The sequence below is a fragment of the Kitasatospora sp. NPDC004289 genome (assembly GCF_053602875.1).
This window is the reverse complement of the sequence record NZ_JBSGEL010000015.1, coordinates 131,804-144,638: the sequence shown is the minus strand read 5'-3', so window position 1 is coordinate 144,638 and position 12,835 is coordinate 131,804. Positions and strand designations below refer to the sequence as shown.

14 protein-coding genes are annotated in these 12,835 nt (G+C 70.4%); all 14 read left to right on the top strand.

Translation table 11 applies throughout. The features are described from left to right. Nucleotides 1-1,121, top strand: a 1,121-nt coding sequence (rho, locus tag ACWEPF_RS13095) for a transcription termination factor Rho (protein WP_452172602.1), incomplete at its 5' end; no start/stop codon positions are given. Nucleotides 1,122-1,281: 160 nt separating this feature from the next. After that, entirely contained in the window at nt 1,282-2,376 is a 1,095-nt protein-coding gene (locus ACWEPF_RS13090; RefSeq protein ID WP_345290096.1) for an LCP family protein, read from the top strand. A gap of 146 nt (nt 2,377-2,522) precedes the next feature. Next, the gene (gene rpmE, locus ACWEPF_RS13085; RefSeq protein ID WP_345290098.1) at nt 2,523-2,750 is read left to right on the top strand and encodes a 50S ribosomal protein L31; all 228 of its coding nucleotides are present in this window, start codon (nt 2,523-2,525) and stop codon (nt 2,748-2,750) included. 116 nt (nt 2,751-2,866) lie between these two features. Next, nucleotides 2,867-3,943, top strand: a complete 1,077-nt coding sequence (gene prfA / locus ACWEPF_RS13080) for a peptide chain release factor 1 (RefSeq protein ID WP_452172601.1) — start codon at nt 2,867-2,869, stop codon at nt 3,941-3,943. A gap of 18 nt (nt 3,944-3,961) precedes the next feature. After that, complete coding sequence (prmC, locus tag ACWEPF_RS13075; protein ID WP_345290100.1) at nt 3,962-4,828, top strand: peptide chain release factor N(5)-glutamine methyltransferase; 867 nt, start codon at nt 3,962-3,964, stop codon at nt 4,826-4,828. 128 nt (nt 4,829-4,956) lie between these two features. Then, nucleotides 4,957-5,604 carry an L-threonylcarbamoyladenylate synthase gene (locus ACWEPF_RS13070; RefSeq protein ID WP_345290101.1) on the top strand — a complete coding sequence of 216 codons (648 nt, stop codon included), beginning with the start codon at nt 4,957-4,959 and terminating at the stop codon, nt 5,602-5,604. A gap of 47 nt (nt 5,605-5,651) precedes the next feature. Continuing rightward, the gene (locus ACWEPF_RS13065; RefSeq protein WP_345290250.1) at nt 5,652-6,293 is read left to right on the top strand and encodes an arsenate reductase/protein-tyrosine-phosphatase family protein; all 642 of its coding nucleotides are present in this window, start codon (nt 5,652-5,654) and stop codon (nt 6,291-6,293) included. A 126-nt stretch (nt 6,294-6,419) separates the two neighbouring features. Further along, nucleotides 6,420-7,679, top strand: coding sequence for a serine hydroxymethyltransferase (locus ACWEPF_RS13060; protein ID WP_452172600.1), 1,260 nt, complete (start codon nt 6,420-6,422; stop codon nt 7,677-7,679). A 191-nt stretch (nt 7,680-7,870) separates the two neighbouring features. Next, entirely contained in the window at nt 7,871-9,163 is a 1,293-nt protein-coding gene (locus tag ACWEPF_RS13055; protein ID WP_345290104.1) for an MraY family glycosyltransferase, read from the top strand. 301 nt (nt 9,164-9,464) lie between these two features. Continuing rightward, nucleotides 9,465-9,890 (top strand): hypothetical protein, encoded by a 426-nt coding sequence (locus ACWEPF_RS13050; protein ID WP_452172599.1) that lies wholly within the window; start codon nt 9,465-9,467, stop codon nt 9,888-9,890. A gap of 264 nt (nt 9,891-10,154) precedes the next feature. Then, nucleotides 10,155-10,988 (top strand): F0F1 ATP synthase subunit A, encoded by an 834-nt coding sequence (gene atpB, locus ACWEPF_RS13045; protein WP_452172598.1) that lies wholly within the window; start codon nt 10,155-10,157, stop codon nt 10,986-10,988. Nucleotides 10,989-11,072: 84 nt separating this feature from the next. Next, nucleotides 11,073-11,303, top strand: a complete 231-nt coding sequence (gene atpE / locus ACWEPF_RS13040) for an ATP synthase F0 subunit C (RefSeq protein WP_452172597.1) — start codon at nt 11,073-11,075, stop codon at nt 11,301-11,303. A gap of 47 nt (nt 11,304-11,350) precedes the next feature. Beyond that, a complete protein-coding gene (locus tag ACWEPF_RS13035) occupies nt 11,351-11,914 on the top strand; it encodes a F0F1 ATP synthase subunit B (protein ID WP_452172596.1) in 564 nt (187 codons plus the stop codon). Then, complete coding sequence (locus tag ACWEPF_RS13030) at nt 11,911-12,726, top strand: F0F1 ATP synthase subunit delta (protein WP_452172595.1); 816 nt, start codon at nt 11,911-11,913, stop codon at nt 12,724-12,726. The genes ACWEPF_RS13035 and ACWEPF_RS13030 overlap by 4 nt, the downstream gene beginning before the upstream one ends. Nucleotides 12,727-12,835 lie beyond the last annotated feature (109 nt).

The window sequence follows — 12,835 nt, the reverse complement described above, 5'->3', positions numbered from 1 at the left end:
GCCGGGCGGCCGCCTTCGAGGTCCTGGTCGCCACCCCGGCGATCCGCAACCTGATCCGCGAGGGGAAGACCCGTCAGATCCGCAACGTGATCGCCCAGGTCCGCAAGAACGGCCTGCGCAAGGGTGACGCCATCACCGGTGCGGTGCGCCAGCCGCGCGACGGCGAGCGCCGCGAGAAGTTCAACGCCATGGTGCGGCTGGACTCCGTCAACGGCACCGACCCGGACCAGGCGCGCAACCGCCCGGAGTTCGGCAAGCTGACCCCGCTCTACCCGCAGGAGCGCCTGCGGCTGGAGACCGACCCGGGCATCCTGACCACCCGGATCATCGACCTGGTCTCGCCCATCGGCAAGGGCCAGCGCGGTCTGATCGTCGCCCCGCCGAAGACCGGCAAGACGATGATCATGCAGTCGATCGCCAACGCGATCACCACCAACAACCCCGAGTGCCACCTGATGGTCGTCCTGGTCGACGAGCGTCCGGAAGAGGTCACCGACATGCAGCGGTCGGTCAAGGGCGAGGTCATCTCCTCGACCTTCGACCGCCCGGCCGAGGACCACACCGTCGTCGCCGAGCTGGCCATCGAGCGCGCCAAGCGCCTGGTCGAGCTGGGCCACGACGTGGTCATCCTGCTGGACTCGATCACCCGCCTCGGCCGCGCCTACAACCTGGCGGCGCCGGCCTCCGGCCGCATCCTGTCCGGTGGTGTCGACTCGACCGCGCTCTACCCGCCGAAGAAGTTCTTCGGCGCCGCGCGCAACATCGAGAACGGCGGCTCGCTGACCATCCTCGCCACCGCCCTGGTGGAGACCGGCTCGCGCGCCGACGAGGTCGTCTTCGAGGAGTTCAAGGGCACCGGCAACATGGAGCTCCGGCTCGACCGCAAGCTCTCGGACAAGCGCATCTTCCCGGCCGTGGACGTGGACGCCTCCAGCACCCGCAAGGACGAGATCCTGCTGGGCAGCGAGGAGCTCGCGATCACCTGGAAGCTCCGCCGCGTGCTGCACGCGCTCGACTCGCAGCAGGCCATGGAGCTGCTGCTGGACAAGCTCAAGCAGACCAAGAGCAACGCCGAGTTCCTGATGCAGATCGCCAAGAGCACGCCGGGCTCCGGCGACTGACGATCCGCACTCCGAGGACCCCGGGACGCAACCGCGACCCGGGGTCCTCGCGTCTTCTCAGGCAGTTCTAAGAAAGGGACTTATCGGTATTCGGTTCGCTTATGCTCGGATTGAGGTCATACCGACCAGAGCCCCCCTGAGAGTGAGGACGAGAGGCGATATGGCCGAGCACCGACGCAGGGTCGTCTCCCGCAAGGTCCGACTACGACGGACCGTGGTGTGCAGCGTCGCGGGGCTGCTGGTGCTGGGCGGCGGCGCCGCCGGGTACGCGTACTGGAAGCTGAACGGGAACATCAAGGGCGTCGACATCAACGCCCAGCTGGGCGCCTCCCGCCCGCCCGCCTCGACCGACGGCTCCTTCAACGTCCTGGTGCTGGGCTCCGACTCCCGGGGCGGCGCCAACGGGAACCTCGCGGGCGGGAACACGGACGGCACCGCCCGTTCCGACACCGCGATGGTGGTGCACGTCAACCAGGACCACACCGCCGGGCAGGTGGTCTCGATACCCAGGGACACCCTGGTGTCCCGCCCCGCCTGCACCGCCAAGGACGGCAAGACCGTCCCCGCCGCGAAGAGCGCGATGTTCAACTCCGCCTTCGAGGCGGGCGGCCCGGCCTGCGCGGTGAAGACCACCGAGCAGCTCACCGGGCTGCGGATGGACCACTACGTCGAGATCGACTTCGCCGGCTTCGCGGGCCTGATCGACGCGATCGGCGGGGTGGACGTGACCACCACGGTGCCGATCGACGACAAGGACAGCGGCCTGCACCTGGAGGCCGGTGCCCACCACCTGGGCGGCGAGCAGGCGCTGGCCTTCGTCCGCACCCGGCACGGGGTCGGCGACGGCAGTGACCTGGGCCGGATCGAGCTGCAGAAGCAGATGGTGAAGTCGATCCTCGCCCAGACCAAGAGCCTGGGGCTGACCACCAACCCGGCCAAGCTGTTCTCGGTGGCGGACAAGCTCACCAAGTCCGTCACCACCGACTCCGACCTGGCCTCGGTGAGCGCGCTGACGGGCCTGGCCGAGAGCCTCAAGGGCATCGGCCCGGACGAGCTGAGCATGGTCACCCTGCCGGTCGTCACCGCCCCCAGCGACCCGAACCGGGTGATCCCGGCCGAGCCCCGGGCCGCCCAGCTCTGGACGGCGCTGAAGAACGACCAGCCGGTGCCCGCGTCGGTCCTGGCCGAGCAGCCCGCCAACCCGGCCCAGGCCACCCCGTCCGCGACCCCCAAGGCCTCCCGGGCCAAGCGCTGAGGCCTTCCCGGCGGAGCCGGAATACCCGGGGGTGCAACCCGGTTTGGGAAGATGCGCCCAGTCCTGGCAGACTGGTCCGTCGGTCCCGGTTCACGTGCGGCTGTCAGCCGCCGACCCGGTGCCCTCCCGATCACTAGGAGATCCCCTTGAAGCCCAACGTTCACCCCGAGTACGTGGTCACGCACGTCACCTGCACCTGTGGCAACGAGTTCACCACTCGTTCGACCGAGACGTCCGGCGTCATTCGCGCCGAGGTCTGCTCCGCGTGCCACCCGTTCTACACCGGCAAGCAGAAGATCCTGGACACCGGTGGCCGTGTCGCCCGCTTCGAGGCCCGCTTCGGCAAGAAGCTCTCGGTCAAGCAGGACGACTAGCGTCCGTACGGCGCCGGTTCCGGTCGTGCCCCTTCGGGGGTGCGTCCGGACCGGCGCCGTTCGCGTCCCTCCCCTTCTCGCAGCATCCCCCCACCACCCGGAAGTAGGCCCACCCGATGTTCGAGGCAGTCGAAGAGCTCCTCGTCGAGCACGCCGGCCTCGAGGCGAGGCTGGCCGACCCCGCCGTCCACGCCGACCAGGCCAACGCCCGCAAGCTGGCCAAGCGGTACGCCGAGCTGACCCCGATCACCCGGACGTACCTGGCCTGGAGGCAGGCCGGCGAGGACATCGTCGCGGCCCGTGAACTGGCCGCCGAGGACTCGGACTTCATCGCCGAGGTGAAGGCGTCCGAGGTTCGCCAGGGGGAGCTGACGGAGGAGCTGCGGCTGCTGCTGGTGCCGCGCGACCCCAATGACGACAAGGACGTCATCCTGGAGGTCAAGGCCGGCGAGGGCGGCGAGGAGTCCGCGCTGTTCGCCGGGGACCTGCTCCGGATGTACCTGCGGTTCGCCGAGCGGGTCGGCTGGAAGACCGAGATCATCGACGCCAACGAGTCCGACCTCGGCGGCTACAAGGACGTCTCGGTCGCCGTGAAGACCAAGGGGAACGCCGAGCCCGGCCAGGGCGTCTGGGCCCGGCTCAAGTACGAGGGCGGCGTGCACCGGGTGCAGCGCGTCCCGGCCACCGAGTCGCAGGGCCGCATCCACACCTCGGCGGCGGGCGTGCTGGTCACCCCGGAGGCCGAGGAGGTCGAGGTGGAAGTCCACGCCAACGACCTGCGGATCGACGTCTACCGCTCCTCCGGCCCGGGCGGGCAGTCCGTCAACACCACCGACTCGGCGGTCCGGATCACCCACCTGCCGACCGGTATCGTGGCGTCCTGCCAGAACGAGAAGAGCCAGCTGCAGAACAAGGAGCAGGCCATGCGCATCCTGCGTTCGCGGCTGCTCGCCGCCGCGCAGGAGGCGGCCGAGCAGGAGGCCTCGGACGCCCGGCGCAGCCAGGTCCGCACGGTGGACCGCTCGGAGCGCATCCGGACGTACAACTTCCCGGAGAACCGCATCTCGGACCACCGCACCGGCTTCAAGTCGTACAACCTGGACCAGGTGCTGGACGGCGAGCTCAACGCGGTGATCCAGTCCTGCGTGGACGCCGACGCGGCGGCCAAGCTGGCCGCCGCGCAGGAGAACTGACCCGAGGGGTGTGGACGGATGAACCTGCTGCTCGCCGAGGTGGCCCAGGCCACCCAGCGGTTGGCCGCGGCCGGGGTGCCGTCGCCGCGCTTCGACGCGGAGGAGCTCGCCGCCCACGTCCACAACGTCAAGCGCAGCCAGCTGCACACGGTGAAGGACGGCGACTTCGACGCCCGGTACTGGGAGGCCGTCTCGCGCCGTGAGGCGCGCGAGCCGCTCCAGCACATCACCGGGCGGGCGTTCTTCCGCTACCTGGAGCTGGAGGTCGGCCCCGGGGTGTTCGTGCCCCGGCCGGAGACCGAGACCGTGGTCGAGTGGGCCATAGACGCCGTCCGCGACATGGACGTGGCCGAGCCGCTGGTGGTCGACCTGTGCACCGGCTCCGGCGCCATCGCGCTCGCCCTGGCGCAGGAGCTGCCGCGCTCCACCGTGCACGCCTTCGAGCTGGACGAGGGCGCGCTCGCCTACACCCGGCGCAACGTCGAGGCCAGCTCCGACCGGGCCCGCGTGGTGCTGCACCAGGGCGACGCCACCCGCGCCTTCGAGGACGACCGCTCCTGGGACGGCCGCTTCGACCTGGTGATCTCCAACCCGCCGTACATCCCGCTCACCGAGTGGGAGTACGTCGCACCCGAGGCCCGCGACCACGACCCGCAGATGGCGCTGTTCTCCGGCGAGGACGGCCTGGACGCGATCCGCGGCATCGAGCGGGTGGCCGCCCGCCTGCTGCGGCCCGGGGGAGTGGTGGTCATCGAGCACGCCGACACCCAGGGCGGCCAGGTGCCGTGGGTGTTCCGCGAGGAGAGCGGCTGGACCGACGCCGCCGACCACCGGGACCTGAACAACCGGCCGCGCTTCACGACCGCCCGAAGGGCGTCGTTGTGACGGTCGGGCACAGCACAACCGCCCGAAGGGCGTCGTTGTGACCATCGAGCACAGCACCACGGCCCGCAAGGCCTCGCTGTGACGCCGCTTTTGACGACCTGTCAGCTTTCCGAGAGGGGACCGCACCGATGAGCCGCCGCTACGACTGCGCAGACGCAGCCGACCGCGAGACCGGGCTGCGCGAGGCCGCTTCGGCGGTCCGCCGGGGCGAGCTGGTGGTGCTGCCGACCGACACGCTCTACGGCATCGGCGCGGACGCCTTCAGCCCGGAGGCGGTCTCGCACCTGCTGGACGCCAAGGGCCGCGGCCGGAACATGCCCTCCCCGGTGCTGGTCGGCTCGCCGACCACGCTGCACGGGCTGGTCACCGACTTCTCCGAGCAGGCCTGGGAGCTGGTCGACGCGTTCTGGCCGGGCGGGCTGACCCTGGTCGCCAAGCACCAGCCCTCGCTGCGCTGGGACCTGGGCGACACCCGGGGCACGGTGGCCGTCCGGATGCCGCTGCACCCCGTCGCGCTGGAGCTGCTGAACAACGTCGGCCCGATGGCCGTCTCCAGCGCCAACAAGACCGGCGGCCCCTCGCCGTCCACCTGCGACGACGCCTACAACCAGCTCGGCGACTCGGTCGCCGTCTACCTGGACGGCGGCAACGCCGACTTCGGCCAGGCGTCCAGCATCGTCGACGTCACGGGCAAGGTCCCGGTCCTGCTGCGGGCCGGCGCGATCAGCGCCGAGCAGCTGAGGGAGGTCGTCCCCGACCTGGAGGCCGGCAGTTGACAGCGGCCTCGCTGTACGGGGCCGACGCCGCCATACCCGGCGGTGCGCTGCCCGGGCCCGGCTACGTCACCGTCGCGCCCCGGCCGCTGGACACCTTCCGCATCCTCTTCGTCTGCACCGGCAACGTCTGCCGCTCGCCGATCGCCGAGCGGCTGACCCGGCACGAGCTGGACGCCCGGCTGGCCGCGGTGGCGGCCGGCCGGTTCGTGGTGGAGAGCGCCGGGACGTGGGGGCACGAGGGCGCGCCGATGGAGGCGCACGCGGCCACCGTGCTCGGTGAGTACGGGGTGGCCTCGGACAACTTCGCCGGGCGCGAGCTGCTCGACGAGCACGTGATCGACGCGGACCTGGTGCTCACCGCCACCCTGGACCACCGCGCCCAGGTGATCTCGATGGGGCACGCGGCGGGCCTGCGCACCTTCACCATCAAGGAGTTCACCCGGCTGGTGCGGCGGATCGACCCGTCCACCCTGCCGGACCCGCGCAGCGGTGCCCAGGCCACCGAGCGGGCCCGGGCGCTGGTGCGCTCGGCCGCCGCGCTGCGCGGCTGGCTGCTGGCCTCCTCCCCGGAGTCGGACGAGGTGGACGACCCGTACGGCGCGCCGATCGGGATGTTCCGCAACTGCGGCGAGGAGATATTCGACGCCCTCGACCCGGTGGTGACGGCGCTGACCGGCGTGGCCCGCTGACGCTGCGGCCGCCGCGGGCGTCCCCCGGCCGGGCGAGGCCCGGTTGGGTGCGTTGACGGGCCGTCGGGTGCGGCCCGTCCTACGCTGGTGGTGCCGCCCCACCGCGCCGCCGCCCGGGAGCACCCCATGACCGTCACCTCCGATGTGCAGCTCTCCTGGGAGGCGCCCGCCGCGCTGCGGCTGGCGGACCCTCAGATGGCCGACCTGCTGGCCGCCGAGGCCGGGCGCAGGGCCGAGACGATCCAGCTCCTGGCGGGGGAGAACCTGACCAGCCGGGCGGTGCTGGCGGCGCTGTCCGGGCCGCTGGTGGACAAGTACGCCGAGGGCTACCCGGGCCGCCGCCACCACGCCGGCTGCTCGCTGGCGGACGCCGCCGAGCTGCTCGCGGTGGACCGGGCCAAGCGGCTGTTCGGCGCCGAGCACGCCAACGTCCAGCCCCGGTCCGGCACTTCGGCGGTGCTGGCCTCGTACGCGGCGCTGCTGCGGCCCGGTGACGTGGTGCTGGCGATGTCGCTGGAGCACGGCGGGCACCTGAGCTGCGGCTCCAAGGCGAACTTCTCCGGCCGCTGGTTCGACTTCATCGGCTACGGCGTCCACGAGCAGGACCACCTGGTGGACTACGAGCAGGTGCGCGAACTGGCCCGGCTGCACCGTCCCAAGGCGATCATCGCCGGTGGCATCTCCTACCCCCGGCACCTGGACTGGCGGGCCTTCCGGGAGATCGCCGACGAGGTGGACGCCTACCTGATCGCCAACGTCTCCCAGATCACCGGTCTGGTGGCGGCCGGCCTGGCGCCCTCGCCGGTGCCGTACGCGGACGTCACCGTGGCGGCCACCCACAAGCTGCTGCGCGGGCCGCGCGGCGGGCTGCTGCTGTGCGGGGAGGAGCTGGCCGAGCGGGTGGACCGGGCGGTCTTCCCGTTCAGCCAGGGCGGGGCGGCGATGAACGAGGTGGCGGCCAAGGCGGTGGCGTTCGCGCAGGCGGACACGCCGGAGTTCGGGGTGTACCTGCGGCGTGCGGTGGACGGTGCGCGCTCCTTGGCCCGGGAGCTGGGCCTGGCGGGGGCCGCCCCGCTGACCGGCGGGACCGACACCCACCTGGTGACCGCCGACGTCGGTCCGCTCGGCCTGACCGGCCTGGAGGCCGAGCGCCGCTGCGCGGCCGCCGGACTGGTGCTCGGCAAGTGCGCACTCCCGTACGACCCGGCGCCCGCCGCGGTCGGCTCCGGCATCCGGCTCGGCACCGGCGCCGCGGCGGCCCAGGGGATGGCCGTCGAGACCATGGCCGAGCTGGGCGGACTCATCGGGCGGCTGCTCACGGCGGGCCCCGATCCGGCGGTCGGGGCGCGGGTGCGGGCCATCGCCGGGGAGCTCGCGCGGAGCTGACGGGGCGCCGGATCCAGGGCGATCCGGGGCTGTTTCCCGGATCGGGCACCCGGTAAGGCGAACCGCGGTGCACACGCGGCGCGTCCGACTCAATAAGGTGTGCTCCGTGACGACGACGCACCTCGAAACCCGGGCAGCCACGGGGGTACCTTCGGTATCCGACCGTCAGACCGTCACACCGGAGGCCAGTGGTGCGTGAGTATCTGCTGGTGCTGTTCGTCACCGCGGCCGTCACCTACCTGCTGACCGGCCCGGTGCGGAAGTTCGCCATCCTGGCCGGCGCCATGCCGCCGGTCCGGGCGCGCGACGTGCACCGCGAGCCGACCCCCCGCCTCGGTGGCATCGCGATGTTCGGCGGGCTCTGCGCGGGCCTGCTGGTGGCCTCCCAACTCACCAAGCTGAGCGGCCTGTTCATCCAGGCGGCGGACATCCGGGCGCTGCTCGCCGGGGCGGGCATCATGTGGCTGCTCGGCGTGCTGGACGACAAGTGGGGCGTGGACGCCCTGGTGAAGCTCGGCGGTCAGATGATCGCGGCCGGCGTGATGGTCTGGCAGGGCGTCACGGTGATCTCGATCCCGGTGCCGGGCATCGGCCCGGTGGCGGTCACCCCCACCATGGGCATGATCATCTCGGTCACCCTGGTGGTGGTCATGGTGAACGCGGTGAACTTCATCGACGGCCTGGACGGCCTGGCGGCCGGCATGGTCTGCATCGCCGCGATGGCGTTCTTCCTCTACTCGTACCGGCTCTGGTACGGCTACGGCATCAACGACGCCGCCCCCGCGGTGCTGTTCAGCGCGGTGCTGATCGGGATGTGCCTGGGCTTCCTGCCGCACAACCTGCACCCGGCCCGGATCTTCATGGGCGACTCCGGCTCGATGATGCTCGGCCTGATGCTGGCGGTGGCCGCCATCTCCATCACCGGCCGCGTCGACCCCGACCTGATCACCGCCCAGACCGGTTCGCAGACCGCCACCGTGCACGAGCTGGTGCCGATCTACATCCCGCTGCTGCTGCCGCTGACCGTGATCGCGCTGCCGCTGGCCGACCTGCTGCTCGCGGTGGTCCGCCGCACCTGGGCGGGCAAGTCGCCGTTCGCGGCGGACAAGCAGCACCTGCACCACCGGCTGCTGCTGGTCGGCCACTCGCACAGCCGGGCCGTGCTGATCATGTACTTCTGGGCCGCCCTGATCGCCTTCGGCACCGTCGCCTTCTCCGTCCCCGGCCGCGGGCGTGCCCTGGTGCTCGGGATGGCGGGGCTCTGCCTGCTCGGCATCGTCGTGCTGCTGATGCCGCGCTTCCGGCCGCGGGCCCCGCGTGCGGTGCAGGCCTTCGTGCCGCCCCGGTACCGGAAGGCGCCCGAGCCGCAGGTCACGGAGGTTTCGGCCGAGGTGGCGCTGTCCGCGGAGGACGAGGAGCTGCTGGGCCGGCTCGGCACCGGTGCCACCGCGGTCGGCGGGGCCCGTCACGGCGGGCAGGGCTGACGACGCGTTCCCTGACGGGGCGTCAACTGCCGTCACCCGTACGGCGGCACCGTTGCTCCCTTGGTGTGACAGGTACCACACCCGCATGGTAAAGCTCTAATCAAATAGTTTGTGATACCGTTCACGAGTACCGAGTACGCGCCGAAAGACCTGACAGGTGGAGGACTTCCGTCCCTGGTCAGGCTTCCTCGACGGGCTCGCCGTCGGGCGGCCAGGTCAGCGGCTGGACGTTCTCGGTACGGTCCCACACCGCGTCCCAAGCGCCGTCCCCCGTTCTCGACATGCCGCCGGAGTTGCCGACATGCCGTCCCACGACGCCCGGATCCCCCTCCGCGGCGCCGCAATCCCCACTGCGGTCGCCGGGGCCGTCGCCACCGTGATCTCCACGGTGGTGGTGGGCAGCAAGGGGTTGATCGGTGCCCTATTCGCGACCCTGCTGGTGCTGGGGTTCTTCGCCTTCGGCCAGGTCGCGCTGGACCGGTTGACCAGGAACAACCCGCACATGCTGATGGCCGGCGCGCTGCTGGTGTACACCACGCAGATCCTGCTGGTCGGCATCGTGCTCGCGGTGTTCAAGAACACGACGCTCTTCGACACCAAGGCGTTCGCCTTCACGCTGCTCGGCTGCGTTCTGATCTGGACAGGCTTCCAGGTCCGCGCCGGGATGAAGGCCAAGCTCTACTACGTGGAGACCAACTCCTCGGCGAAGAAGGACGACAAGCCGTGAGCCGGCCTGCCTGTCCCTCGCACGAGGGGGGCGGTGTTTATGCCGTCCTGACGGACTGCTATCGTCCGTCGCGACGAACGAGTACGGGAAGCGGCCTGGTCCCTCCGCCCAGCGGACGGATCGCCCCCCGGACTCAGACAGTCTTCAACGATCCCGCGGTTCCGGACGAGTCCGCGCTGGGTCGGCGAGAGACCCATCAAGTTCCAGTGCCGCACCGTGGCCGAAGGCCGCGCCGACACACCGAGGTTGCCGTAACCATGCGTCATGACGAAGGAGTCCGTGGTGAGTGCTGAACTCACGTTGCTCGCCTCTGGGGGCAGCTGCCACTTTGATGACCTTGGCTGCGGATTCCCCGCTCCGGGCCTGAACGAGTTCCAGTTCAAGCCGATCTTCACGATCGGGAGCATCGAGTTCAACAAGCCGATGCTGCTGGCCTTCTTCTGCGCCTTCCTGGTCATCGCCTTCTTCTGGGCGGCCTTCGCCAAGCCCAAGCTCCTCCCGGGCAAGATGCAGCTCGTCGGCGAGATCGGCTACGACTTCGTCAAGCGGTCCATCGTGCTGGAGACGATCGGCAAGAAGGGCGAGAAGTTCGTCCCGATGCTGGTCTCGATGTTCTTCTTCATCTGGATCATGAACATCATGTCGATCATCCCGTTCGCACAGTTCCCTGTGATGGCGGCGATCGCGTTCCCGGCCGGCCTTGCCGCCGTGGTCTGGTTCACCTACATGTTCCTGACCTTCAAGCAGCACGGCTTCGTCGGCGGCCTGAAGAACCTCTGCTGGCCGTCGGGCATCCCGGGCTGGGTCATGTTCATCCTGGTGCCGATCGAGTTCTTCTCCAACATCTTCGTGCGCCCCTTCACGCTCGCGGTCCGAGCCTTCGCGAACATGTTCGCGGGCCACCTGCTGATCGTGATGTTCTCCATCGCTTCCTGGTACCTGCTCAGCCCGAGCCTCGGCGCGCTCTACGGGTCGGTCTCCTTCGTGGTGACCATCGCCCTGACCGCCTTCGAGCTGCTGGTCCAGTTCCTGCAGGCGTACATCTTCGTGATGCTCGCCAGCAGCTACATCGCCGGTGCCCTCGAAGAGGCGCACTGAGTCCGCTGTAGTACCCAGCCCGACCCCCCCAGTACTGCCGGTGGCCAACCACCGCCGGTTCACACCCCGAAAAGGACAGCTGAAATGGCACAGCTCGCTGAGCTCTCCGGTTCCATCGCCTCCGTCGGTTACGGCCTCGCCGCGATCGGCCCCGGCATCGGCGTTGGTCTGATCTTCGGCAACGGTGTCCAGGCCATGGCCCGTCAGCCCGAGGCTGCCGGCCTGATCCGTTCCAACATGTTCATCGGCTTCGCGCTGACCGAGGCGCTCGCCCTCATCGGCATCGTCATGCCGTTCGTCTTCGGCACCAAGTAATTCTTCGTAATTACTGGCCGTAGCCCTTTTTGACGAAAGGTTCAGATATGAGCGCCTCCGTGGCTCTCCTCCTCGCGGAGGAGGAGAAGATGAACCCCCTTCTCCCCGCGTGGCCCGAGATCGTCATCGGCCTGCTCTGCTTCTTCATCGTCTTCGGCATCCTCGGCAAGAAGCTCCTGCCCAGCATCGAGAAGGTGCTGGCGGACCGCCGGGACGCGATCGAGGGCGGCATGGAGCGCGCGGACGCTGCTCAGGCCGAGGCCCAGGCCCTGCTTGAGCAGTACCGCGCCGAGCTCTCCGAGGCGCGTCACGAGGCGGCTCGCATCACCGAGCAGGCTCGTGAGCAGGGCGCCGCCCTGATCGCCGAGATGCGCGAGGAGGGCCAGCGTCAGCGCGAGGCCATCGTCGCCGCCGGTCACGCGCAGATCGACGCCGACAAGAAGCAGGCCACCGCGGTCCTGCGTCAGGACGTCGGCTCGCTCGCCGCGCAGCTCGCCTCCCGCATCGTCGGCGAGTCCCTCGAGGACTCCGCCCGGCAGAGCGGCGTGATCGACCGCTTCCTGGACGACCTGGAGGCCAAGGCCTCTGCGGCCCAGGGTGCGTCCAAGTGATCGGCGCCAGCCGTGAGGCCCTGGCCGCCGGCCGGAAGAACCTCGAGAGCCTGACCGACGCCACCTCGGTGGACGCGGCCAAGCTGGCCGAGGAGCTCACCGCCGTGACGGCGCTGCTGGACCGCGAGGTCTCGCTGCGCCGGGTGCTGACCGACCCCTCGCGGGACGGCCAGGACAAGGCTCAGTTCGTCACCACGCTGCTCGGCGGCCAGGTGTCCGGCGAGACCGTCGACCTGCTGTCCGGCCTGGTCCGGTCCCGCTGGTCCGGCGGCCGCGACCTGGTCGACGCGGTCGAGGAGCTCGGCGCCTACGCCGAGGTCATCGCGGCCGACAAGGCCGGCCAGCTGGACGACGTCGAGGACGAGCTGTTCCGCTTCGGACGGATCGTCAGCGGCTCGCACGAGCTGCGCAGCGCCCTGACCGAGCCGAAGGCCGGCGCCGCCGCCAAGGCGGAGCTGATCAAGAAGCTGCTCGGCGGCCGGGCCAACGCGGGCACCGCCCGTCTGGTCACCGCCCTGGTCACCAACCCGCGCGGACGTAGCCTGGAGCAGGGCCTCGAGTCCTACTCGAAGCTCGCCGCCGCCCGGCGGGACCGTGTGGTGGCCCTGGTCACCACCGCCGTTCCGCTGACGGACGGTCAGAAGGACCGCCTGGCGAACTCGCTGGGTCGGCTCTACGGCCGCCAGGTGCACCTGAACATCGACGTGGACCCCACGGTCCAGGGCGGTGTGAAGGTGCAGATCGGTGACGAGATCATCGACGGCACCGTGTCGAGCCGCCTCGAAGGCGCTCGCCAGGCCCTCGAAGGCTGACGCACCAGCACCATCCGACCCTCGGTCGGGAACCGGTTCCGCAGGAGCCGGCAAAACGTACGGCCGGTTCGCACGACCCGGCCGAGAGTCGAATACTTGCGGCCCTCAA

What these genes read in the sequence shown, in the direction of transcription:
- ACWEPF_RS13090 (WP_345290096.1), top strand. Translation starts at nt 1,282, where the DNA reads ATGGCCGAGCACCGACGCAGGGTCGTCTCCCGCAAGGTCCGACTACGA.
- prmC (WP_345290100.1), top strand. Translation starts at nt 3,962, where the DNA reads ATGAACCTGCTGCTCGCCGAGGTGGCCCAGGCCACCCAGCGGTTGGCC.
- atpE (WP_452172597.1), top strand. Translation starts at nt 11,073, where the DNA reads ATGGCACAGCTCGCTGAGCTCTCCGGTTCCATCGCCTCCGTCGGTTAC.
- ACWEPF_RS13060 (WP_452172600.1), top strand. Translation starts at nt 6,420, where the DNA reads ATGACCGTCACCTCCGATGTGCAGCTCTCCTGGGAGGCGCCCGCCGCG.
- ACWEPF_RS13050 (WP_452172599.1), top strand. Translation starts at nt 9,465, where the DNA reads ATGCCGTCCCACGACGCCCGGATCCCCCTCCGCGGCGCCGCAATCCCC.
- prfA (WP_452172601.1), top strand. Translation starts at nt 2,867, where the DNA reads ATGTTCGAGGCAGTCGAAGAGCTCCTCGTCGAGCACGCCGGCCTCGAG.
- ACWEPF_RS13070 (WP_345290101.1), top strand. Translation starts at nt 4,957, where the DNA reads ATGAGCCGCCGCTACGACTGCGCAGACGCAGCCGACCGCGAGACCGGG.
- ACWEPF_RS13035 (WP_452172596.1), top strand. Translation starts at nt 11,351, where the DNA reads ATGAGCGCCTCCGTGGCTCTCCTCCTCGCGGAGGAGGAGAAGATGAAC.
- atpB (WP_452172598.1), top strand. Translation starts at nt 10,155, where the DNA reads ATGACGAAGGAGTCCGTGGTGAGTGCTGAACTCACGTTGCTCGCCTCT.